The organism is Jiangella rhizosphaerae (assembly GCF_003579925.1).
In the GTDB taxonomy this organism is placed as follows: domain Bacteria; phylum Actinomycetota; class Actinomycetes; order Jiangellales; family Jiangellaceae; genus Jiangella; species Jiangella rhizosphaerae.
The window spans coordinates 1-21,056 of record NZ_QUAL01000023.1; the positions used below are offsets into that span (position 1 = coordinate 1).

22 protein-coding genes are annotated in these 21,056 nt (G+C 72.6%); 5 read left to right on the forward strand and 17 right to left on the reverse strand.

The genetic code is table 11. The annotated features are described in order from the left end of the window. From DY240_RS02695 to rpsB, 7 genes are all read right to left on the reverse strand, one after another. The coding region (locus DY240_RS02695) for a DivIVA domain-containing protein (RefSeq protein WP_147375178.1) at window positions 1-398 on the reverse strand (398 nt) is incomplete at its 3' end. A gap of 128 nt (window positions 399-526) precedes the next feature. Continuing rightward, a complete protein-coding gene (gene rlmN, locus DY240_RS02700) occupies window positions 527-1,648 on the reverse strand; it encodes a 23S rRNA (adenine(2503)-C(2))-methyltransferase RlmN (RefSeq protein WP_119658464.1) in 1,122 nt (373 codons plus the stop codon). Window positions 1,649-2,355: 707 nt separating this feature from the next. After that, entirely contained in the window at window positions 2,356-3,201 is an 846-nt protein-coding gene (locus DY240_RS02705; RefSeq protein WP_119658435.1) for a phosphatidate cytidylyltransferase, read from the reverse strand. Window positions 3,202-3,227: 26 nt separating this feature from the next. Then, window positions 3,228-3,785, reverse strand: a complete 558-nt coding sequence (gene frr / locus DY240_RS02710) for a ribosome recycling factor (protein WP_119658465.1) — start codon at window positions 3,783-3,785, stop codon at window positions 3,228-3,230. 63 nt (window positions 3,786-3,848) lie between these two features. Further along, window positions 3,849-4,643, reverse strand: a complete 795-nt coding sequence (pyrH, locus tag DY240_RS02715) for a UMP kinase (protein ID WP_119658436.1) — start codon at window positions 4,641-4,643, stop codon at window positions 3,849-3,851. Window positions 4,644-4,693: 50 nt separating this feature from the next. Next, a complete protein-coding gene (gene tsf, locus DY240_RS02720; RefSeq protein WP_119658437.1) occupies window positions 4,694-5,518 on the reverse strand; it encodes a translation elongation factor Ts in 825 nt (274 codons plus the stop codon). An 82-nt stretch (window positions 5,519-5,600) separates the two neighbouring features. Continuing rightward, window positions 5,601-6,509 carry a 30S ribosomal protein S2 gene (gene rpsB / locus DY240_RS02725; protein ID WP_119658438.1) on the reverse strand — a complete coding sequence of 303 codons (909 nt, stop codon included), beginning with the start codon at window positions 6,507-6,509 and terminating at the stop codon, window positions 5,601-5,603. Window positions 6,510-6,972: 463 nt separating this feature from the next. Between rpsB and DY240_RS02730 the strand changes: the two genes are divergently transcribed. Then, complete coding sequence (locus DY240_RS02730) at window positions 6,973-7,575, forward strand: hypothetical protein (RefSeq protein ID WP_119658439.1); 603 nt, start codon at window positions 6,973-6,975, stop codon at window positions 7,573-7,575. Here DY240_RS02730 and DY240_RS02735 read toward each other — a convergent pair. Genes DY240_RS02735 through DY240_RS02755 form a run of 5 tightly spaced genes read right to left on the reverse strand, consistent with a single transcriptional unit; the run spans window position 7,562 to window position 12,912 of the window. Beyond that, the gene (locus tag DY240_RS02735; RefSeq protein ID WP_119658440.1) at window positions 7,562-8,518 is read right to left on the reverse strand and encodes an ABC transporter ATP-binding protein; all 957 of its coding nucleotides are present in this window, start codon (window positions 8,516-8,518) and stop codon (window positions 7,562-7,564) included. The genes DY240_RS02730 and DY240_RS02735 overlap by 14 nt on opposite strands. Then, window positions 8,515-9,519 (reverse strand): ABC transporter ATP-binding protein, encoded by a 1,005-nt coding sequence (locus DY240_RS02740; protein WP_119658441.1) that lies wholly within the window; start codon window positions 9,517-9,519, stop codon window positions 8,515-8,517. Before DY240_RS02740 ends, DY240_RS02735 begins: the two co-directional genes overlap by 4 nt. Next, entirely contained in the window at window positions 9,516-10,379 is an 864-nt protein-coding gene (locus DY240_RS02745; protein WP_119658442.1) for an ABC transporter permease, read from the reverse strand. Before DY240_RS02745 ends, DY240_RS02740 begins: the two co-directional genes overlap by 4 nt. Next, window positions 10,376-11,329, reverse strand: coding sequence for an ABC transporter permease (locus tag DY240_RS02750; RefSeq protein WP_119658443.1), 954 nt, complete (start codon window positions 11,327-11,329; stop codon window positions 10,376-10,378). The genes DY240_RS02745 and DY240_RS02750 overlap by 4 nt, the downstream gene beginning before the upstream one ends. Then, window positions 11,326-12,912 carry an ABC transporter substrate-binding protein gene (locus DY240_RS02755; protein ID WP_119658444.1) on the reverse strand — a complete coding sequence of 529 codons (1,587 nt, stop codon included), beginning with the start codon at window positions 12,910-12,912 and terminating at the stop codon, window positions 11,326-11,328. The genes DY240_RS02750 and DY240_RS02755 overlap by 4 nt, the downstream gene beginning before the upstream one ends. Window positions 12,913-13,181: 269 nt before the next feature. Here DY240_RS02755 and DY240_RS32685 point away from each other — a divergent pair, with 269 nt between their 5' ends. The 4 genes from DY240_RS32685 (at window position 13,182) to DY240_RS02780 (ending at window position 16,308) form a co-directional block, all read left to right on the forward strand. Next, window positions 13,182-14,294 (forward strand): peptidoglycan DD-metalloendopeptidase family protein, encoded by a 1,113-nt coding sequence (locus tag DY240_RS32685; protein WP_199700667.1) that lies wholly within the window; start codon window positions 13,182-13,184, stop codon window positions 14,292-14,294. Continuing rightward, window positions 14,291-14,521, forward strand: coding sequence for a hypothetical protein (locus tag DY240_RS02770; protein WP_119658445.1), 231 nt, complete (start codon window positions 14,291-14,293; stop codon window positions 14,519-14,521). Before DY240_RS32685 ends, DY240_RS02770 begins: the two co-directional genes overlap by 4 nt. A gap of 6 nt (window positions 14,522-14,527) precedes the next feature. Then, window positions 14,528-14,800: a hypothetical protein gene (locus DY240_RS02775; protein WP_119658446.1), complete on the forward strand. Its 273-nt coding sequence runs from the start codon at window positions 14,528-14,530 to the stop codon at window positions 14,798-14,800. Window positions 14,801-15,012: 212 nt separating this feature from the next. Beyond that, on the forward strand, window positions 15,013-16,308 hold the full coding sequence (locus tag DY240_RS02780; RefSeq protein WP_199700670.1) for a pyridoxal phosphate-dependent aminotransferase: 1,296 nt from the start codon (window positions 15,013-15,015) through the stop codon (window positions 16,306-16,308). Between the two features lie 105 nt (window positions 16,309-16,413). Here DY240_RS02780 and DY240_RS02785 read toward each other — a convergent pair whose 3' ends face one another. The 5 genes from DY240_RS02785 to DY240_RS02805 form a co-directional block, all read right to left on the reverse strand. Further along, window positions 16,414-17,343, reverse strand: a complete 930-nt coding sequence (locus tag DY240_RS02785) for a tyrosine recombinase XerC (RefSeq protein ID WP_119658447.1) — start codon at window positions 17,341-17,343, stop codon at window positions 16,414-16,416. 191 nt (window positions 17,344-17,534) lie between these two features. After that, on the reverse strand, window positions 17,535-17,741 hold the full coding sequence (locus DY240_RS02790; RefSeq protein WP_119658448.1) for a dodecin family protein: 207 nt from the start codon (window positions 17,739-17,741) through the stop codon (window positions 17,535-17,537). Between the two features lie 139 nt (window positions 17,742-17,880). Continuing rightward, window positions 17,881-19,056 carry a DNA-processing protein DprA gene (gene dprA / locus DY240_RS02795; RefSeq protein WP_199700673.1) on the reverse strand — a complete coding sequence of 392 codons (1,176 nt, stop codon included), beginning with the start codon at window positions 19,054-19,056 and terminating at the stop codon, window positions 17,881-17,883. Next, complete coding sequence (locus tag DY240_RS02800; RefSeq protein WP_119658449.1) at window positions 19,053-20,585, reverse strand: YifB family Mg chelatase-like AAA ATPase; 1,533 nt, start codon at window positions 20,583-20,585, stop codon at window positions 19,053-19,055. Before DY240_RS02800 ends, dprA begins: the two co-directional genes overlap by 4 nt. Next, the gene (locus DY240_RS02805) at window positions 20,582-20,953 is read right to left on the reverse strand and encodes a YraN family protein (protein WP_119658450.1); all 372 of its coding nucleotides are present in this window, start codon (window positions 20,951-20,953) and stop codon (window positions 20,582-20,584) included. Before DY240_RS02805 ends, DY240_RS02800 begins: the two co-directional genes overlap by 4 nt. Window positions 20,954-21,056 lie beyond the last annotated feature (103 nt).

A 21,056-nucleotide genomic window follows, 5' to 3' on the forward strand; every position in this document is an offset into this window, starting at 1 on the left:
GCGGGCGGCTGGGCCACCGGGGGCGCGACCGGGGCGCCCATGACGGGGGCACCGGCGGGAAGGCCCGGGGTGCCGGGCGGCAGCCCGGGGCCCTGCGCGTAGGCGTTCGCCGGCACCTGCTGGTGCTGCTGCGACTGCTGCGCGGCGGCCTTGCGGCGCGATCGCAGCTCCGCCGCGGCGGCGTCGAGCCAATCGTCGACGTCGTCCATGACGTAGCCCTCGCGCATGCGGACGACCTTGAACTCCTCGGCCTCGATCTGCTCCGGGGTCACGCCACGCCCCGAGGGCCGCCCCTCGAGCGCATCGATCACCAGGTCGACGAAGTCGTCGACGGCGTCCAGGTCATAGCCCTCACGCATACGAGTGGTGCGGAACTCAGGCTCACGACTGACGGCCACCAGGTGTCACTCTCCTCCCGAACACAGAACGGCCGGTACGGGGCGATTTCCCGCACAGTGAGTCCAGCCAGCTCACTGCCCGAGAAGCCGATATCCCCCGAGACCGGCCGAGCAAAGCGCAATGCATACTAATCACCAACGGTAGCCAACTGACCACACGCCCCGTCGATGTCGCTTCCGCGGGTGTCCCTGATGGTGACCGGAACACCCCGCTCTTCCAGCGCGGCGACGAACGCCGCCTCGTCCTCGGGCCGCGACGCCGTCCACTTCGAGCCGGGCGTCGGGTTCAGCGGAATCGGGTTGACGTGCACCCAGCCGCGGCCGCGCTCGTTGAGCAGCTTCCCGAGCAGGTCGCCGCGCCACGCGTGGTCGTTGATCTCGCGGATCAACGCGTACTCGATGGACACCCGGCGGCCGGTCTTCTCGAAGTAGCGGCGCGCGGCGTCGAGCGCCTCGCCGACCTTCCAGCGGGTGTTCACCGGCACCAGCTCGTCGCGCAGCTCGTCGTCGGGGGCATGCAGCGACAGCGCCAGCCGGACGCCCAGGTTCTCATCGGCCAGCTTGTCGATGGCCGGCACCAGCCCGACGGTGGACACCGTCACGCCGCGCCGGCCGATGCCCAGGCCCGACGGAGCGGGGTCGGTCATGCGGCGCACGGCGGTGACGACGGCCTTGTAGTTGGCCAGCGGCTCGCCCATGCCCATGAAGACGACGTTGGTGACCCGTCCGGTTCCCCCGGCGATCTCGCCGTCAGCCAGCATGCGCTCGGCCGCCACGACCTGCTCGATGATCTCGGCCGCCGACATGTTGCGGGTCAGCCCTTGCTGACCAGTGGCGCAGAACGGGCAGTTCATGCCGCAGCCGGCCTGGCTGGACACGCAGAGCGTGACCCGCGGCCGGTCGCCGGTGTAGCGCATGAGCACGCTCTCGACCAGCGCGCCGTCGAACAGCCGCCACAGCGTCTTGCGCGTGGTGCCGCCGTCGGTCTCGAGGTGCCGGACGGCGGTGGTGAGCGTCGGCAGCATGGTCGCCGCCAGCGTGTCGCGCACGGCCGCCGGCACGTCCGTCATCTGCGCGGGGTCGTTGACGTGGCGGGCGAAGTAGTGCCGGGAGAGCTGGTCGGCCCGGAAGGGCTGCTCCCCCAGCTCGGCCACCGCCTGGCGGCGGGCATCGACGTCGAGGTCGGCGAGATGGCGGGGCGGTTTGCCACGCCGGGCAGGAACGAGCGTCAGCTCACCGGGTCTGGGCATGATGGCGACCATTGTCCCACGTTCGCCGCGCTGATGACGTATGTCGAGGTCGAGGGGACCGATCGGCCGGTCGGCCGCCGCCTGAACGCCCGAGTTCCGGGTCGTCGATCTCGTTCGCCGGGGGCTCCCCGTCCCCCTGCTGCCCATTCTCTCAGCCGCGCAACCGCGCCTCAAGCGGACCAATGGGGCGCTACGCGCCGACGCGGATCCGCTTGACCCGCGGCTGCGCGGCCAAGAACGGGCAGCTATCAGGGGGACGGGGAGGATGTGGGCACGCCTCACGCTTGGCGTGCCCGTTTCGCGTGCTTTGTCGGGCGGCGGCGCGCGATGATCATCCAGGATCGTCTACATCACGAGGATTTCGCGAGCATCAACACCCCTACAGCCGTGGTGATGCTGGGGTAATCCTCGTGATGGCCCCCGAATGGCGGCGAAATCTCACCAAGTGGACGCTCAACGACACCAACGCCACACAGAAGCCGGCCGAACGCCCAAGGAGTCGTCGCCGCTCTTCCCCCGTCCCCCTGATAGCTGCCCGTTCTTAGCCGCGGGCGCGCGGGTCAAGTCCAAGGCCCCCAACCCGAAGCGAACAGCACACAGTCAGAGGCCGCGGACTTGAGGCGCGCGCCCGCGGCCAAGACGATCGGGCAGCAGGGGGACGGCCAACGCCACAAGCAACGGCCAACGCAGCCGCCGGAGGCCTCAGGCTAGGCCGTGACGACGTACTCGAGCACCAGCCAGACCAGTGGGGCGGTCGGCAGCAGGGAGTCGAGGCGGTCCATGAGGCCGCCGTGGCCGGGCAGCAGCTGGCTCATGTCCTTGATGCCGAGGTCGCGCTTGATCAGCGACTCTCCCAGGTCGCCCAGGGTGGCGCCCACGACGCCGACCACGCCTAGCACGACCCCCGTCCACCATGGCGCGTCGAAGGCGAACACGGCCACCAGGACGGCCGCGCCGACGCCGAGGAGCAGCGAGCCGCCGAACCCCTCCCACGACTTCTTCGGGCTGACGCTCGGCGCCATGGGATGCCGGCCGGCCAGCACGCCGGCGAACAGGCCGCCGGTGTCGGAGGCGACCACCACGACCAGCAGGGCGAACACCCGCCAGGCGCCGTCGTCGGGACGCACCATGAGCAGCGCGAAGCCGGCGAGGAACGGCACGTAGACGCTGGTGAAGATGCCCGCCGACACGTCGCGCAGGTAGCCCGGACGGGGGTCGCCCAGGCGCCAGGCGCAGACGGCGGCCACCGTCAGACCGAGGCCCACCAGCAGCGGCGAGCCGCCGCCGAGATAGGCACCGACCAGCATGAGGACGGTGCCGAGCACCACGGGCACGACCGGGACCTGGATCGACCGCGCGCCGAGCGCCGTCGCCAGCTCCCAGACCGCCACCACCATGACGACGACGACGAGGCCGGCGAACGCCGCCTCGAGCAGGAACAGGGAGCTGAGCACGACCGCGCCCAGGCCGACTCCCACCAGCGTCGCGGCCCGCAGGTCGCGGCCGGCCCGTCCGTGCCGGCGTGACCGGCTGCCCGTCGGCCCGTCCGTCATCACCACGTGTGTTGTCGCCGGCACCCTCAGACCTCGAGGAGCTCGGCTTCCTTGTGCTTGAGCAGCTCGTCGATCTGCTCGACGTAGGTCTTCGTCACCGTCTCGAGCTGCTTCTCCGCGCGCGCGACGTCGTCCTCGCCGACCTCGCCGTCGCGGGCCAGCTTGTCCAGGGTCTCCTTGGCGTGCCGGCGCACGCTGCGGATGGACACCCGGGCACCCTCGGCCTTCTCACGCGCGAGCTTGATGTACTCGCGGCGGCGCTCCTCGGTGAGGGCGGGCAGCACGACGCGCAGGATGTTGCCGTCGTTGGTGGGGTTGACGCCGAGGTCGGAGTCGCGGATGGCCCGCTCGATGGCCCCGAGCGAGCCCTTGTCGTAGGGCTGCACGGTGATCATGCGGGCGTCGGCCACGTGGAACGACGCGAGCTGGCTGACCGGGGTCGGGGCACCGTAGTAGTCGACCACGATCTTGTTGAACAGCGACGGGTGGGCGCGGCCCGTGCGGATGGAGGCGAAGTCCTCCTTGCCGACGGACACGGCCTTCTCCATCTTCTCCTCGGCCTCGAGGAGGGTCTCGTCGATCACCACTACTCCTTCGCTTGCTGTGTGGCGACGATCCTAGAGGACGCCGCAGGCGCTACCGCCCGTTCAGGCCTCGACGACCGTCTCGATGTTCGAGGCGACCAAGGTACCGATGGTCTCGCCCCGGATGGCACGCGCGATGCCGTTCGGTTCACCCAGTCCGAACACGACGATCGGCAGCTGGTTGTCCATGCACAGGCTGAAGGCCGCGGGGTCGGCGACGTTGAGCCGCTGCCGCAGGACGTCGGCGTAGGTGATGCTGCGGTACTTGCGGGCCGACGGGTCCTTGCGGGGGTCGGCCTCGTAGACGCCGTCGACGCCGTTCTTGCCCATGAGGAGACGGTCGCAGCCGATCTCCAGCGCACGCTGCGCGGCGACGGTGTCCGTCGTGAAGTACGGCATGCCCGCGCCGGCGCCGAAGATGACGACGCGGCCCTTCTCGAGGTGCCGGGCGGCGCGGCGCGGGATGTACGGCTCGGCGACCTGGCCCATGGTGATGGCCGTCTGCACCCGGGTGTCGACGTCGAGATGCTCGAGGAAGTCCTGCAGCGCCAGGCAGTTCATGACGGTGCCCAGCATGCCCATGTAGTCGCCGCGGGCGCGGTCCATGCCGTGATGCTGCAGCTCCGCGCCGCGGAAGAAGTTGCCGCCGCCGACGACGATGGCGACCTGGACGCCGTCGTTGACGACGACCTCGGCGATCTGGCCGGCGATGCCCTTGACGACCTCGGGGTCGACGCCGACGGCGCCGCCGCCGAACACCTCACCCGACAGCTTCAGCAGCACCCGCGTGGGCTGCCCTGCGGGGGCGTCGGGCACGGCAGAGGCCGGCACCGGTGCGGTCGCGTCTGTCTCCGTCACGGTGCCGGCCTCCTGTGCGTCGAGATGGGTGTCCTGGGCTCGCCGGGCCGTCAGGCTTCGAGGCGGACGATCCGCTGGACCGTGACGCCGGCCTCGGCCAGCACCGCGCCCACGGACTTCTTCGACTCCTTGACCGACGGCTGGTCGACCAGCACGGTCTCCTTGAAGAAGCCGTTGACCCGGCCCTCGATGATCTTCGGCAGGGCCTGCTCGGGCTTGCCCTCCTCGCGGGCGGTGGCCTCGGCGATGCGCCGCTCGTTCTCGACGACGTCGGCGGGGACCTCGTCGCGGGTGGCGTAGGTGGCCTTCAGCGCGACGACCTGCATGGCGGCGTCGCGGGCGGCCTGCTCAGCCGCCGCGGAGCCGTCGGAGGTGTACACGACGAACGAGCCCACCTGCGGCGGGAGGTCGGCGGCGCGCTTGTGCAGGTAGGTGGCGTACTCGCCCTCGACGACGGCCAGGCCGCCGATCTCGATCTTCTCGCCGATGACCGCGGCGGCGGCGTCGACGGCCTCGCCGACCTTGCGGCCGTCGGCCAGCGCCACACCGAGCAGCGCGTCGACGTCGGCCGGCTTGGCCTCGGCCGCGGCGGCGACGATGTCGGCGGCGAGCTTCTGGAAGTCGGCGTTCTTCGCGACGAAGTCGGTCTCACAGGCCAGCACGATCATGGCCGGGCCGTTGGCCGCGACCAGGCCGTTGGCCGTGGTGCGCTCGGCGCTGCGCTTGGCGGCCTTCGCCGCACCCTTGATGCGCAGGGCCTCGATGGCCTGGTCGAAGTCGCCGCCGGTCTCCTCCAGCGCCTTCTTGGCGTCCATCATGCCCGCACCGGTGGCATCGCGCAGCCGCTTGACGTCGGCCGCAGTGACGTTCGGCATCCTCACACTTCTCTCTGACTAGTTCGCTGGCGTGGTCTGGTGACCGGCCCGGGCGGACGTCCGGCCCGGGCCGGTGGTGTCGTCAGGCCTGCTGAGTGGCCGGCTCGTCGGCCGGCGCCGCCTCGGCCTCGGGGGCCGCAGCCTCGGCCTCGGGGGCCTCGGGAGCCGCCGCCTCGGGAGCCGCCGCCTCTGCGGCCGCGGGCGCCTCGGGCTGCGACTGCTGCAGCAGCTCCTTCTCCCACTCGGCCAGCGGCTCGTCGGAGGCCAGCTCCGCACCGTCGGCGGCCTCGCCACGCTGACCCGCACGGCCGAGCAGGCCGTCGGCGACGGAGTCGGCGACGACGCGGGTCAGCAGGCTGACCGCGCGGATGGCGTCGTCGTTGCCCGGGATCGGGTAGTCGACCTCGTCGGGGTCGCAGTTGGTGTCGAGGATGGCCACGATCGGGATGCCGAGCTTGCGGGCCTCGTCGACGGCCAGGTGCTCCTTCTTGGTGTCGACGATCCACACCGCGCTGGGCACCTTGGCCATGTTGCGCACGCCGCCGAGGGTGCGCTCGAGCTTGTCCTTCTCACGCTTGCGCATGAGAAGCTCCTTCTTCGTCAGACCGGAGCCGGCGACGTCGTCGAAGTCGAGCTCCTCGAGCTCCTTGAGCCGCTGCAGCCGCTTGTTGACGGTCTGGAAGTTGGTCAGCATGCCGCCCAGCCACCGCTCGGTGACGTAGGGCATGTTGACGCGGGTGGCCTGCTCGCGCACGGCCTCCTGGGCCTGCTTCTTCGTGCCGACGAAGAGCACCGTGCCGCCGTGGGCGACGGTCTCCTTGACGAACTCGTAGGCGCGGTCGATGTAGGACAGCGACTGCTGCAGGTCGATGATGTAGATGCCGTTGCGCTCGGTGAAGATGAAGCGCTTCATCTTCGGGTTCCAGCGGCGGGTCTGGTGCCCGAAGTGCACGCCGCTCTCGAGCAGCTGGCGCATGGTGACGACGGCCATGGCCTCGTCTCCTCCTCTCGCACCGGTCGCTTGCGCCCGGTGCGTTGTTCCGGTTCTTCGCGACGGGGGTCGGCCGCCGCGCCTGGTGCCCATCGGCCTACCGCCACCCGCCGTACGCTCTGTGGCGCACGTCAGGACCGACGGCGTAGGACCGTGCTCAGGGCACGCGAATTTGACCCAGGGGACCTGGGCCGCTCACCAGTGTACGGGACGGCCGCCCTCCACCTCCACTGAAGGACGGTCCCACAGGCCCACGTCCGCTCGCCCAGCCGCCTGCCGCGCCCGACACCCCGTTGATCTTGGAGTTGTTCGGGCATCTATCGGACATTTCACCCGGTAATTGCCGAACAACTCCAAGATCAACTCGTGTGAGCCGGCGGCGGTCGGGGGCATGGGCGAACTCAGCCCCGGCTGACCGCCCGGCGTTCACCGGCGGTTCACGGCGGTGCGGTTGGCTACCGGCGTGCTTCCCGCCCATCCGTTCGGCCCGCCGCTGGTCGCCACCGTCAGCGCCGACGGCGCGCAGGTCACGCTGCAGTGGGTCGCGGCCGACGACGACTGGGTGTCGCTGGGCGAGCACGTCGGCGCGTTCGACGTCCCGGACGCCGACACGTTGACCGGGGCCGAGCTGCTGGCCCGCTCCCCCGACGTCGCCGACTACCTGCTGGAGCACCTGACGGTGGTCCAGGACGGCACCGCCTGCGCCGGCCGCGCCGAGGTCGTCGATCCGCTGGGCGAGGGCGCGCGGCTGGTCTACGACTGCGCCGCGCCGGTCACCGAGGTGGAGCTGACGGTGTCGGCGCTGACGGACGTCAACGCGAGCTACCGGACGGTGGTGTCGACGGAGGGGTCGTCGGCGCAGACGCTGTTCACCGCCGACACCGCCACCCAGCGGTGGGACTTCACGGCCGGCGACGGGACGTCGTCGGCGCTGCCGCTGCTGATCGCGGCCGGCGCGTTGCTGCTCGTCGGCGCTATCGCGGGTCTGCTGTGGTGGCGGCGGTCGTCCGCCCACGGAGGCGCCGCGCACCCCGTCGAGGCTCCGGAGCCGGTCAGCGGTCCGTGACGCCGTGCAGGTGACAGGCCGCGGCCTGCTCCGGCCCGGTCGGCTGCAGCACGGGGTCGTGGTCGGGGCACGGCTCGAAGACCTTCGGGCAGCGGGTCCGGAACCGGCAGCCCGACGGCGGATCGGCCGGGCTGGGCACGTCACCGGTCAGGACGATCCGCTGCCGCGTCCGCTCGCGCGTGGGCTCGGGCACCGGGACCGCGGACACCAGCGCTTCGGTGTACGGGTGCGCCGGTGTGCCGGACACCGACGTGCCGGCGCCGATCTCGACGACCCGGCCCAGGTACATGACGGCGACGCGGTCGGCCACCTGCCGCACGGCCGCGAGGTCGTGCGAGACGAACAGGTACGTCAACCCGAACTCGCGCTGCAGCCGGACCAGCAGGTTCACCACCTGCGCCTGCACGGACACGTCGAGCGAGGCGATCGGCTCGTCGCAGACGACGAAGTCGGGCTCGCCGGCCAGCGCCCGGGCGATGCCGACCCGCTGCCGCTGGCCGCCGGAGAACTCGTGCGGGTACCGGCCGCCGTGGTCGGGGTTCAGGCCGACGACCTCCATCAGCTCGCCGACCCGGGACCGCCGGGCGGCCCGGCCGCGATGCAGGCGGTGGATGGCCAGCGGCTCGCCGATCGACTCGGCGACCGTGCGGCGCGGGTCCAGCGAGGCGTAGGGGTCCTGGAAGATCATCGCCGTGCGCCGCCGCAGCGCCCGCAGCTCGCGCCGTCCGGCCGCCGTCACGTCCAGGCCGTCGAACTCGACCGTCCCGCCGGTCGGCTCGACCAGGCGGAGCAGTGCGTTGCCCAGCGTCGACTTGCCGCAGCCGGACTCGCCCACCAGCCCCAGCGTCTCTCCGCGGCGAACCTCGAGGTCGACGCCGTCGACGGCACGCACCGGGCCGAAGTGGACCCGCAGGTCGCTGGCCCGCACGAGGACGTCGCTCATCGGCCGGCCACCTCCCCCGCGTAGAACGTCGCCGCCCGGTGCTCCGCGGCGCTGCCCGGCACGGAGAGCAGCGGCGGCGGCTCGGTCGCGCAGCGGGCGTCGGCGCGGACCGGGCAGCGGGGGTGGAACGCGCAGCCGGGCGGGAGGTCCGCGGGGTCCGGCGGCAGGCCGGGCATCGTCACCAGTTCGTCGCGCTCGCGTGCCGGCCGCGGGTCGTCGACCACCGGCAGCGCGCCGAGCAGCCCGCGCGTGTACGGGTGCGCGGGCCGGCCGAACAGCTCGTCGACGGCGCCCTCCTCGACGCAGCGCCCCGCATACATGACGACGACGTGGTCGGCGATGCCGGCGACCACGCCGAGGTCGTGGGTGATCCACACGACGCCCATGCCGTGCTCGTGCTGCAGCCGCTCGATCAGCTCCAGGATCTGCGCCTGGACGGTGACGTCGAGCGCCGTCGTGGCCTCGTCGGCGATCAGCACCCTGGGGTTGCCGGCCAGCGCGATCGCGATCATGACGCGCTGCCGCATGCCGCCGGAGAGCTGGTGCGGGTACGCGCGCAGCCGGGCCTTCGCGTCGGGGATGCCGACCTCCGTGAGCAGCTCCGCGGCGCGCGAGCGGACGCCGTCGTCGGACACCTTCTCGTGCGCGCGCAGCGCCTCGCCGATCTGCCGCTCGATGGTCAGGACCGGGTTGAGCGAGGTCATCGGGTCCTGGAAGACCATGCCGATGCCGGCGCCGCGGACCTTCCTGAGCTCCTCCTCGGAGCGGCCGATCAGCTCGGCGCCGTCGAACACCGCGCTCCCCCTGACGTCGGCGGTGCCGGGCAGCAGGCCGAGCAGCGCGAGCGAGCTGACGCTCTTGCCGGAGCCGGACTCGCCGACGACGGCCAGCGTGCGGCCCGCGTGCAGCTCGAAGGAGAGGCCGTTGACGACGCGGGCGGGGCCGCGGCGGGTGCGGAACGCGACGTGCAGGTCGTCGACGGCGAGCACGGGCGCGGTCATCGGGTCGCTCCCGAGGTCGCCATCGCCTGCCGTTGCCGCGGGTCGAGCACGTCGCGCAGCGCGTCGCCGAGCACGTTGAACGCCAGGACCGTCACGAAGATCGCCACGCCCGGGAAGACCGCCATCCACCAGGCCTGTTCGACGAAGCCGCGGCCCTCGGCGAGCATGCGGCCCCACGACGGGTCCGGCGGCTGGGTGCCCAGGCCGACGAAGCTCAGCGCGGCCTCGGACAGGATCGCGAACGCGAGGCTGATCGACGTCTGGACGATGATCGGCGCGGTCACGTTCGGCAGCACGTGCCGGCCGATGATGCGCAGGTCGCCGGCCCCGGCCGAGCGGGCCGCCCGCACGTAGACCTCCTCACGGACGCTGAGCACGCTGGCCCGGGTGATGCGGGCGAAGATCGGGGTGTAGACGATGCCGATCGCGATCATCGCGTTGGTCGAACCGGGGCCGAGGATGGCCAGCACCGCGATCGCCATGAGCATCGCCGGGAACGCGAACAGCACGTCCGACAGCCGCATGAGCACGTCGTCGACCCAGCGGCCGTAATAGCCGGCCAGCAGGCCGATCAGCACGCCGGCGACCAGCGAGATCCCGACGGCGACGGCGCCGACGCGCAGCGACACCTCCGCTCCGAGGATCACCCGCGACAGCACGTCGCGGCCCAGCTCGTCGGTGCCGAACCAGTGGTCGCCGCTGGGGCCCTGCAGCCTGTTGCTGACGTCGGTCGCGGTGGCGTCGTACGGTGCCAGCTGCTCGCCGAGAAACGCCGTCACGATGAGGACGACCAGCACTGCGGCCGCCACGATCGCCGTCGGGCCGCGGAACAGCAGCCGCAGCGTCTCTCCGGCCCTCATCGCGCGCTCCGGTACGTGATGCGCGGGTCCAGCCGTGCGTATGCGAGGTCCACGACCAGGTTGACCAGCAGGAAGATGACGGCGAACAGCAGCACGGCGCCCTGCAGCACCGGGTAGTCGCGCGACTCGACGGCCTGGAAGGCGAGCTGGCCGAGGCCCGGCCAGGCGAACACGTACTCGACGACGACCACGCCGGACAGCAGGTAGGCCAGCTGCACGCCGCCCACCGTCACCAGCGGGACCAGCGCGTTGCGCAGCACGTGCCAGGTGAGCACGTCGCGGGCGCGCATGCCCTTGGCCCGGGCGGTGCGGACGTGGTCCTGGCCGAGCGATTCCAGGACCGACGAGCGGACGAACCGGGTGAGGATGGCGCCGCTGGAGACGCCCGCGGTGATCGCCGGGAGGATCAGGTGCCGCAGCCAGTCGCCCGGGCTCTCGGTCAGCGGCGTGTAGCCGGCCGACGGCAGCCAGCCCAGCGTCCCGGCGAAGACGAGGATGAGCATGATGCCCAGCCAGAAGTCCGGCACGCTCAGCCCGGCCTGGCTGGAGAGGCTGGCGAACCAGTCGACCGGCTTGCGCGGGTTCAGGGCCGAGAGGGTGCCGAGCGGGATGGCGATGAGCAGGGCGACGACGATGGCTGCGAGCGCGAGGCTCAAGGTCGCGGGGACGCGCTCGGCGATGAGCGACAGCACCGTCTCGCCCGTGCGGAAACTGACGCCGAAGTCGCCGGTGAGGGCGTTGCCGATCCAGGTGACGAACTGGACCGGCACCGGGTCGTCGAGGCCGGCCCGTTCCCGCAGCGCCTGGTAGGTCTCGGGGTCGGCCTGCTGGCCGAGCGCGGCGCGGATGGGGTCGCCCGGCACCAGCTGCATGATCGCGAAGACCAGCACACTGACGCCGAGCAGCACCGCGACCGACTGTGCCAGCCGCCGCAGCGCATACCGCGTCACTCCGGCAGCCTCACGGTCTCGAAGTTGATCGCCTTGTCAGCGCGGACCTCGTAGCCCTCCAGGCCCGGAGCCCACGCGTGCACGACGTCGGGGTTGTAGAGGTACAGGTAGCTGACGTCGTCGACGATCAGCTCCGCGGCCTGGTCGTAGAGCGCCTTGCGGGCGTCCTGGTCGGTCTCGGCCGCCGCTTGGTCGAGCAGCTCGTCGACCTCGGGGTTGCAATAGCCCTGGAAGTTCGACGTGCCCTCGCAGACGTGCTGCGCGTGGTAGAAGCCGAACGGGTCCAGGTTGCCCAGCCAGCCGAGCAGGAACGCGTCGTAGTCGCCGGCGGCCTGCCGGTCCAGCCAGGTGGCGAACGCCTCCTGCTCGATGCCGACCTCGACGCCGACCTCGGCCAGCTGCGCCTGGATGACCTGCGCCGCCTGGATCGTCTCGGGGAACTCGTCGGTGACCATGAGGCCCATGGGCTGCGGGTTCGCCTGTGCCGTCGGCCCGATGAGGTCGGTCGCCTGGTCGGGGTCGTGCTCGAACGGCGCGTACTCGTGGTACCAGAGGCTCTGCTCCGGGATGGCGGTCTGGTTCGGGCGCGCCGCACCGAAGCGGGCGGCCTCGGTGACCTCGTCGCGGTCGATGCCGAAGGCGACGCCGCGGCGGAAGTCGCGGTTGTCGAACGGCGGGCGGGCCTGGTTCATCGCGAGGTACCAGTAGTCGACGCTCGGGGTGACGCCCAGCTCGACCTGGTCGTCGTCCTGCAGGCTCTCGATGTCCTGCGGCGGGACGTTGTCGGTCCAGTGGATGTCGCCGGAGCGAAGGGCGGTGAGCGCGGCGGCGGGTTCGCTGACGTACTGGAACTCGACGCCGTCGACGAGGGCCGGGTCGCCCCAATAGTCGTCGTAGCGGGCCAGGGTGACGCCGTTGGCCCCGGCCTCCTCGAGGGTGAACGGCCCGGTGCCGACGGCCGTGGTGGCGAGGTCGCTGGCCTCGCCCGCGCCCTCGGGGATGATCGCCATGCCCTTGAAGCCGCCGATGTTGTCCAGCAGCGCCGGCGTCGGCGTGGTGAGGGTGATGACCACGGTCTGGGGATCCGGCGCCTCGATGCCGGCGACGCTGGCGAAGCGGTAGGCGTTGGCCAGCTGCTCGTCGATGATGCGGTTGTAGGAGTAGACGACGTCCGCGGAGTCGAACGTGCTGCCGTCGTGGAAGGTGACGCCCTCGCGGAGGGTGAACGTCCAGGTGAGGCCGTCGTCGCTAGTCGTCCACTCGGTGGCGAGGCTGGGCTGGAACTCCCCCTCCGCGTCCGGGACGACGAGGGTGTCGTAGACGTTCTCGAGCACCTGGAAGCTGGCGTAGGCCTGGGTCTTGTGCGGGTCGAACTGGTCCGGCTGGGCCGAGATCGCGGCGACGAGGGTGCCGCCGTCGCCACCGCCGCCGTCCGGGGCGTCGCCGCCGTTCCCGCCGCCGGTGCCCGCCGGATCGTCGATGTCGACGTCGTCGCCGCCCCCGCACCCCGCGCTGACCAGCGCGATCGCCGCGAGTGCGGCCACATGACCGGCCGCGTGACCCCGGACCTTTCCACGATTCATGTCAGCACCCATACCCGTCTGCTCGCATCGTTCACATCGCTCTCGTCACACCCGTCTCACCCTCGACCCTTCCGGCCGAGGGGGTGGGGTCGTCCAGTCGAGCCCCGCCCGAGCCCTCCTTCGTTGCGACTTCGTGATGCACCTGTGAGCGGATCGCCCGGCGTGTCGCGTGCGTCGCGTTGTCCACAGCCCTGACGAATTCGCGGAGTTGTCCCCAAATCCGCTCCGGCCCCCTTCGGCGGCCCGTTTCGGCGCGGAGGCTCGCAGACATGAGCCCTCTACTCGCCGCCCTCCTCCCGATCGCCGCCCTCCTGGGCGCCGCACCGACCGCACCCGCCGCGCCGGCCGAGCCGGTGCCCACTGGGCATACGCCGGGCGCCGTCGGTACGGTCGTCGACCGAGCGGCCGACCCACCGCCGGCACTCCATGACGTCCTGTCCCCGTCACCGGGCGGACGCTGGGTCTATCCGGTCGGTCCACCGGGTGGGCCGGTCGAGGTCGTCAACGCATTCGACCCACCCGACCAGCCGTGGCTGGCCGGCCACCGCGGTGTCGACCTCGCCGCCACGGCGGGCGCCGAGGTCCGCGCCGCCGGACCTGGCACGGTCACCTACGCCGGGCCGCTCGCGGGCCGTGGTGTCGTCGTCATCGACCACGGTCAGCTGCGCACCACGTACGAGCCGGTGACCCCGGCCGTCACCGTAGGCAACGAGGTCGGCGCGGGGCAGCCCATCGGCACCTTGGAGGCGGCCGCGAGTCACTGCGCGCCCGCTGCTTGCCTGCACTGGGGCGCGCGCGAAGGTGAGCGGTACACCGACCCGCTCGCGCTGGTCGACGGCGGGCCGGTGCGGCTGCTCCCGCTCGGCCGGCGCACCCTCACCGGCGACCCACCTCCTCCGCCGTCGCAGCCGCCCGCGTCGCGCGGGCTGGCCTGGCCGGTCGCCGCGCCACGCATCACGTCGCCGTACGGCATGCGGGTCCATCCGATCACCGGCGTGCGCAAACTGCACGACGGCGTCGACCTCGCCGCCGCCTGCGGTGCGCCCATCCGAGCGGCCGCCGCCGGCCTGGTGACGGGCTCCGGCGACCGCGGGGCCTACGGTCTGCAGCTCACCGTCGACCACGGCCGCATCCGCGGCACCCCGCTCACCACGTCGTACAGCCACCTGTCGGCGTTCTCGGTGACCGTCGGCCAGGCGGTCCGCGCGGGCCAGGTGATCGGGCGGGCGGGCACGACGGGCCTCTCGACCGGCTGCCACCTGCACGTCATGCTCTACGCGGCCGGGCTGGTCACCGATCCGGTGCCCTGGCTGCCCCGGTCGTCAGGGTCGCCGATGACAAGTTACCTTGCCAAGGCGATTCGTGGAGCGTACCGTCGTTGACAGACCCCTCCATCGCACCCAGCGCCCGCAAACACGGGGTTTCCGACGACGACATGCTCCACGCCTATCGCTGCGCCATGCGCGCCGAGGACGAGAACGATGGGCTGATCATGCTGATCGGCCCGAGCCGCTCCGGCGCGCTGCTCGAGGTCGGCGTGATCCGGTCCGAGTTCGGCCCGGTCATCGTCCACGCGATGGCGGCGCGATCGAGATACCTGAGGTGGTGACAGACCATGCCCTATTCGATCGAGTACGTCTTGGCACATGCGGATGAGCTCGCGCGCCGCTTCGAGGAGCACGAGCCCGATCCCAGCAAGTTCAAGGACGCCCGCCCACTCGGCGACATCTACCGGGCCGTCCAGGCGCGAGCCCAGGCTGAGCGCGACATCCTCGACGCGGTCGGCAGGGCACGTGAGGCCGGTCTTCCCTGGTGGCTGATCGGGTCGTACCTCGGTACGTCCGGCGAAGCGGCGAGGCAGCGGTACGGCAAGCTCATCGCTGCCTGACTGGGTATCGGCGGCGTTTCGGCGCCGTCACATCCGGACGCATCGAGCGGAACCGGTTGTGCCGTGGATCACGACTGGGCACGCTGGAGCGATCCATTGATCTTCGGGGCACGCCTGTGTCCCTCGACCGCCCGCGTCCGGAGCTGACGTCCGCCATGTCCGTCCCCGTGTCCCCGACCTTCGACCGAAGCGAATCCGTGGTCTCCCTTCCGTTGCGGGACGCACCGCCGTCGACGACCTCGCGGCCGGCCCTGGGGCTCGCCGAGAAGCGGCGCCACGGCCTGCCGGTCCTGCCGCTCGCGTTCGGCGAGGCGGGCCTGCCGGTGCACCCGGCGCTGCGCGAGGCGCTGGCCATCGGGAGCAGCCGGAACGCGTACGGGCCGGTGGCGGGGACGGCGGAGCTGCGCGAGGCGGCGGCCGGCTACTGGGCGCGTCGCGGTCTGCCGACCGACCCCGACCTGGTGGTGGCCGGTCCCGGGAGCAAGCCATTGCTGTACGGGCTGCTGCTCGCTCTCGACGGCGACGTCGTCGCGCCGTCGCCGGGCTGGGTGAGCTACCGGACGCAGGCGCGGCTGACGGGTCACCGCCCCATCCACGTCCCGACGGCGCCAGGTCAGGGCGGCGTGCCGCGGCCCGACCTCGTCGCCGACGCCGTGCTGGCGGCCCGGGCGGCCGGCCGCACGGTCCGCAGCATCGTCGTCACGACGCCGGACAACCCGACCGGGGACGTCCCGTCGCGCAGCACCATCGAGCAGATCGCCCAGGTGGCTCGCCAGCTGGACCTCGCCATCGTCTCCAACGAGATCTACCGCGACCTCGTCCACGATCCCGGCACGTTCGTGCACAGCCCGGCCGAGTTCGCGCCGGAACGGACGATCGTCACCACCGGGCTGTCGAAGAGCCTGGCCCTGTGCGGCTGGCGGCTCGGGGTCATGCGGCTGCCCGACAGCCCGCTCGGCCGGTCGCTGCTGGCGGACGTGCTGGGCGTCGCGAGCGAGGTGTGGTCCAGCCCGGCGGCGCCGGTCCAGTACGCCGCCGCGTACGCGTTCGGCGAGCCCGAGGAGCTGACCGAGCGGGTCGAGCGCAGCCGTCGCCTGCACGGAGCCGTGGTCCGGGCAGTCGCGGACCGGCTGCGGCGCGCGGGCGCCGTCCTGCCAACTCCGAGGGCCGGCTTCTATCTCTACCCGGACTTCGGCGGCTGGAGCGGCTACCTCCAGCGTGAGCACGGCATCACCACCGGCCGGCAGCTGGCGGCCCACCTGCTGGACGCGTACGGCCTCGGCGGACTGCCCGCGGCCGACTTCGAGGGCGGCCGCGACGCGCTGCGGCTGCGCCTGGCGACGAGCCTCCTCTACGGCGACACCGACGTGCAGCGCTACGCCGCCCTCGCGTCCGACGACCCCACGCGGTTGCCCTGGATCCGCGCGCACCTCGACCGCCTCGACGAGATCCTCACCGACCTCGCCCGGCACGCCGACCCGGTACAGGCCCGCGGTCTGGCCTGCTGACTCGGCCCGGCGACAGCCATGGAGGGCCCACTGCCGCACGGTAGGGACCTGGTCCGGGACCGACCGGGTGCTCGGCGAGGAGGTGCGGGCAGCGGCGATGGCGCCTCAGGCGCGGGGGTGCGCCTGCTGGTAGGCCTTGCGCAACCGCTCGACCGAGACGTGGGTGTAGATCTGCGTCGTGCCGAGCGAGGCGTGGCCGAGCAGCTCCTGGACGCTGCGCAGGTCGGCGCCGCCTTCGAGCAGGTGCGTCGCCGCGGTGTGGCGGAGTCCGTGCGGGCCGAGGTCGGGTGCGCCGGGCACCGCACGCAGCCGGTTGTGCACGACCGTGCGGGCGGTCCGCTGATCGAGCCGCCGGCCGCGGACCCCGACGAACAGCGCCGGGCCGGCCGCGGGCGTGGCCAGCGCCGGACGACCGGTGCGCAGCCACGCGTCCAGCGCTTCCGCCGCCGGCACGCCGTAGGGCACGGTCCGCTCCTTGCGGCCCTTGCCGAGGACGCGGACGACCCGCCGCCCGTCGTCGAGGTCGTCGACGTCCAGGCTCACCAGCTCGCCGACCCGGATGCCGGTCGCGTACAGCAACTCCAGCAAGGCATGGTCGCGCAGGTTGACCGGGTCGCCGTCCGAGGCGTCGTCGGCGGCGGCGTCCATCAGCGTGGCGGCCTCACCTGCCCGCAGCACCTCGGGCAGCGCCCGGCGCGTCTTCGGCGTGGCGAGCACGGCGCCGACGTCCTCGGGCAGCAGCCCGGTGCGGTGGGCCCAGGCCGTGAAGACCCGCGCCGCCGACGCACGACGGGCCAGCGTCGCGCGGGAACGGCCGCGCGTGCTCTGGCCGGCCAGCCAGCTGCGCAGCGCGGCGAGGTCGAGCTGACCGACCCGGGTGCGACCGAGCCGCGCCAGATGCGTCATCAGCGAGGCGACGTCACCGGTGTAGGCGCGGACGGTGTGCTCGGACCGGTTGCGCTCGGCCGCCAGGTGCCGGGCGAACTCCGCGACGGCGCCAGCCAGCGCCTCGGGCAGATCCTCGTCGGCGTCCATCGACACTCCTCGTCTCGGGCCGTGCACAGGGACTCCGTCGCTCCGGTCGCCGCACGGCGCCCGGACCGGCGACTCGTGAGAGCCCTCAGCCCCCAGTCGTCGCCGGTATGCACGGCCCTCCACCTGCCTCCAGGATCGCCCGGCGGCGCCGCCTCCGCGTGCCGCCACGCGGAGGCGGCGGGTCGCGACCGTCAGTCGTCGAGGACGAAGGTGACCTCCATGGCCACCTGGTAGGCGACGATCTCGCCGTCGCGGATCTCGACCTTCTGGTCCTTGACCCACGCGCCGGAGACGTTGCGGAGCGTCTGGTTGGCCCGTGCGATGCCCACCCGGACGGCGTCGTCGAAGCTTGTCTCAGACCGCGCGCTGATGTTCGTGATGCGTGCGACAGAGCCCATGAGCGGTTCCCCTCTCCTGTCGGCGCCGCCCGATCGGCGTGGCGCCTCGTTTCCGTTCCCTTGTGGGACGCGCCGCGGCCTGCGACCTCGCGGTCGGCCTTGGCACCGGTTGCGTCCATGCTTACCCCTTCCAACCAGGTCATGTGTGGGTTTCCGCTGGACTGATCGTCGAACCGAGGCGCCAGCCGCCGTTGTCGCGGGTGACCCAGCCGTCGGCCGCCAGCTCGCCCAGCGCCGTCTCGACCGCGTCGTCGGTCAGCCCGGTCCGCTGCGCGAGGCCGCCGACCGTCTCGAGCGCACCGGCCCGCATCCGCTCGCGGACCATCGAGTGGGTCGGCGGCAGGGCGTCGATGGGCCGAGCCTCCACCTCGGGGTCGGGGGGCGCGTGGGCGCCGAGCCGGTCGATGGCCTCCAGCACGTCGGCGCTGCCGGTGACCAGCGTGCCGGCGCCGTCGCGGACGAGCTTGTGGCAGCCGCCCGAGAGTGCCGAGGTGATCGGTCCGGGCACGACGAGCGTCTCGCGGCTGAGCTTCTGGGTCCACGTCGCCGTGCTGAGTGCACCGGATCGCGGCGCCGCCTCGACGATGACGGTTCCGGCGCTCAAGGCGGCGATGATGCGGTTGCGGGCGAGGAACCACGCGCGCATCGGCCGGCTGCCGGGCGGCACCTCGCTGACGATCAGGCCGTCGGCCGCGATGCGTTCCAGCAGCTGGGCGTGGCTGGCGGGGTAGGGCACGTCGACGCCGCAGGCGAGCACCGCAACCGTCGGGCCACCGACGCCCAGGGCGCCCCGGTGCGCGGCGGCGTCGATGCCGAACGCGGCGCCCGAGACGACGGTCCGGCCGGCCAGGGCCAGATCGGTCGCCAGGTCCGACGCGACCCGCTCGCCGTAGCGGGAGCAGTTGCGCGACCCGACGACGGCGACCGCCCACTCCGCCAGCGTCGCGAGGTCGCCCTCGCCGCGCAGCCACAGCCCCAGCGGCGGCGGAACCCTCTCACCGAAGTCGAGCGTCGCCGCCATGTCGTCGAGCGGCGCCGGCCAGCCCGGCTCGCCGGGGCACAGATACCGGATGCCGAGCCGCTCCGCCCGCTCCAGCACCTCCGCGCCGTCGACGTGTTCGGCCCGCCGCCGCAGCACGCGGGACTTGTCGAGGGCGTCGTCGCCGCGGCAGATGGCCCGCCAGGTCGCCTCGGCTCCGGCGTCGCGCATGCGCAGGGCGATGCGGTCGTCGCCGGGTTCGGTGACGGCGGACAGCGCGGCCCGGGCGGCACGTTCGGCCGACGACGCGGCCACTCTCATGCGCTCCGCGCTCACGTGGTCCCTCCCTGGCGCAGGTCGACGGCGAACCTGACGTCGTCGGCGGTCGGGCGGTCGCGGCCGGCGAGGTCGGCCACCGTCCACGCGACCCGCAGCACGCGGTCGACCCCGCGCAGCGTGAGGCTGCCCTTCCGGACCGCCTCGTACGCCGGTGCCGTGACGGCGGCCGGCAGCTTCAGCTCGCGGCGCAGGAAGGGCCCGGGAAGCTCGCCGTTGCACCGCCACGGCGTGCCTCGCAGCCGCCGCTCCTGACGGGCCCGGGCCTCGGCGACGCGGTCGGCGACCACCTTGCTCGGCTCGGCGTCGGCGTCGAGCTCGGCCATGGTCGGTGCGTCGACGCCGACGTGGATGTCGACGCGGTCGCGTACCGGGCCGGACAGCCGGTGGCCGTACCGGCGCACGGCATCGGGCTTGCACGTGCACTCGCGGATCGGGCTGCCGAAGTAGCCGCACGGGCACGGGTTCTGCGCCATCACCAGCAGGAACCGGGCCGGGAACACCGACGCGGCCTCGGAGCGGGCGAGGGTGAGGGTGCCGCTCTCGAGTGGCTGCCGCAGCGAGTCGAGGACGCGCGGCTGGAACTCCGGCGCCTCGTCCAGGAAGAGGATGCCGCGATGCGCCAGGCTGGCGGCACCCGGCAGCGGCACCCGCGACCCGCCGCCGACGATCGAGACGATCGACGAGGTGTGGTGGGGGTCGACGAACGGCGGCCGGACGATCAGCGGCCGGCCGGGCGGCAGCGCGCCGGCGATCGAATGGATGGACGTGACCTCGAGCGACTCGTCGACCGACAGGTCGGGTAGTAGCGACGGCAGCCGCCGGGCCAGCATCGTCTTGCCGGAGCCCGGCGTGCCGCTGAGCAACAGGTGGTGATGCCCCGCGGCGGCGATCTCGACCGCACGTCTCGCCTCCGGCTGGCCGGCGACGTCGGCGAGATCGAGCCTGTCGTCGGCGGCCGGCACCAGCACGTCGGCCGTGCCGTCGAGCTCGTCGCGGGCCTCGTCGGGGATCTCGGTGCCGCGGAGGAACGCCAGCACCTGCCGCAGCGACCGGGCGCCGAACACTCGAATGCCGGGGATCAGCCGCGCCTCGGCGGCGTTGGTCTCGGGGACGACGGCGCGGGTCAGGCCCGCACGCTCCCCGGCCAGGACGGCGGGCAGCACCCCGCGGATGGGGCGCAGCCGCCCGTCCAGCGCCAGCTCGCCGAGGAACAGCACGCCGTCGAGACTGGCCAACGGCACCTCCTCAGCCGCCGCCAGGATGGCGACCGCGACGCCGAGGTCGAAGTGGCTGCCGCGTTTGGGCAGCGCCGCCGGCGACAAGCTCACGGTGATGCGCTGCAGCGGCCAGGACTCACGACTGGACATGACGGCGGCGCGGACGCGGTCGCGCGACTCGTACAGCGACGCGTCGGGCAGCCCGACCAGCGAGAACCCCGGCATGCCGCCGATGTGCACCTCGATGTCGACCACCGTGCCTCGCACGCCGACGATCGCCACGCTGCGGCAGCGCGCGAGCCGGGTCATTGCGCACCCCGCACGTGAACGACCTGTGGTTCGGCATGGCGGCGCCGGTGCACCGCGATGACGTCGACCCGCAGGTCGGCGGCCCGCAGACCGGCGGCCGCGCGGCCGGCCTCGTCGCGCCAACGACGCGCCAGCCGGTGCAGCCTGGCCAGCTTCTGCGGCGTCACGGCCTCGAGGCCGGAGCCGTACCCGAGGCCGCTGCGGGTCTTCACCTCGCACACCACGACCGTGGCGCCGTCGAGCGCGACGATGTCGATCTCGCCGATGTCGCAGCGCCAGTTGCGCTCGAGCACGACGAACCCGGCCCGCTCCAGATGCTCTACGGCGACCTGTTCGCCGTAGGTGCCGACACTGTCCTTGACTCGCACCGGCCTCACCTCCCGCCACGAGCCTCGCCGGAACGGGCCGCCGGTTCGAGCGCGAAACCGCGAAATGTGGACAACGGCGGAAATCGATGAGGCCTGTGGATGC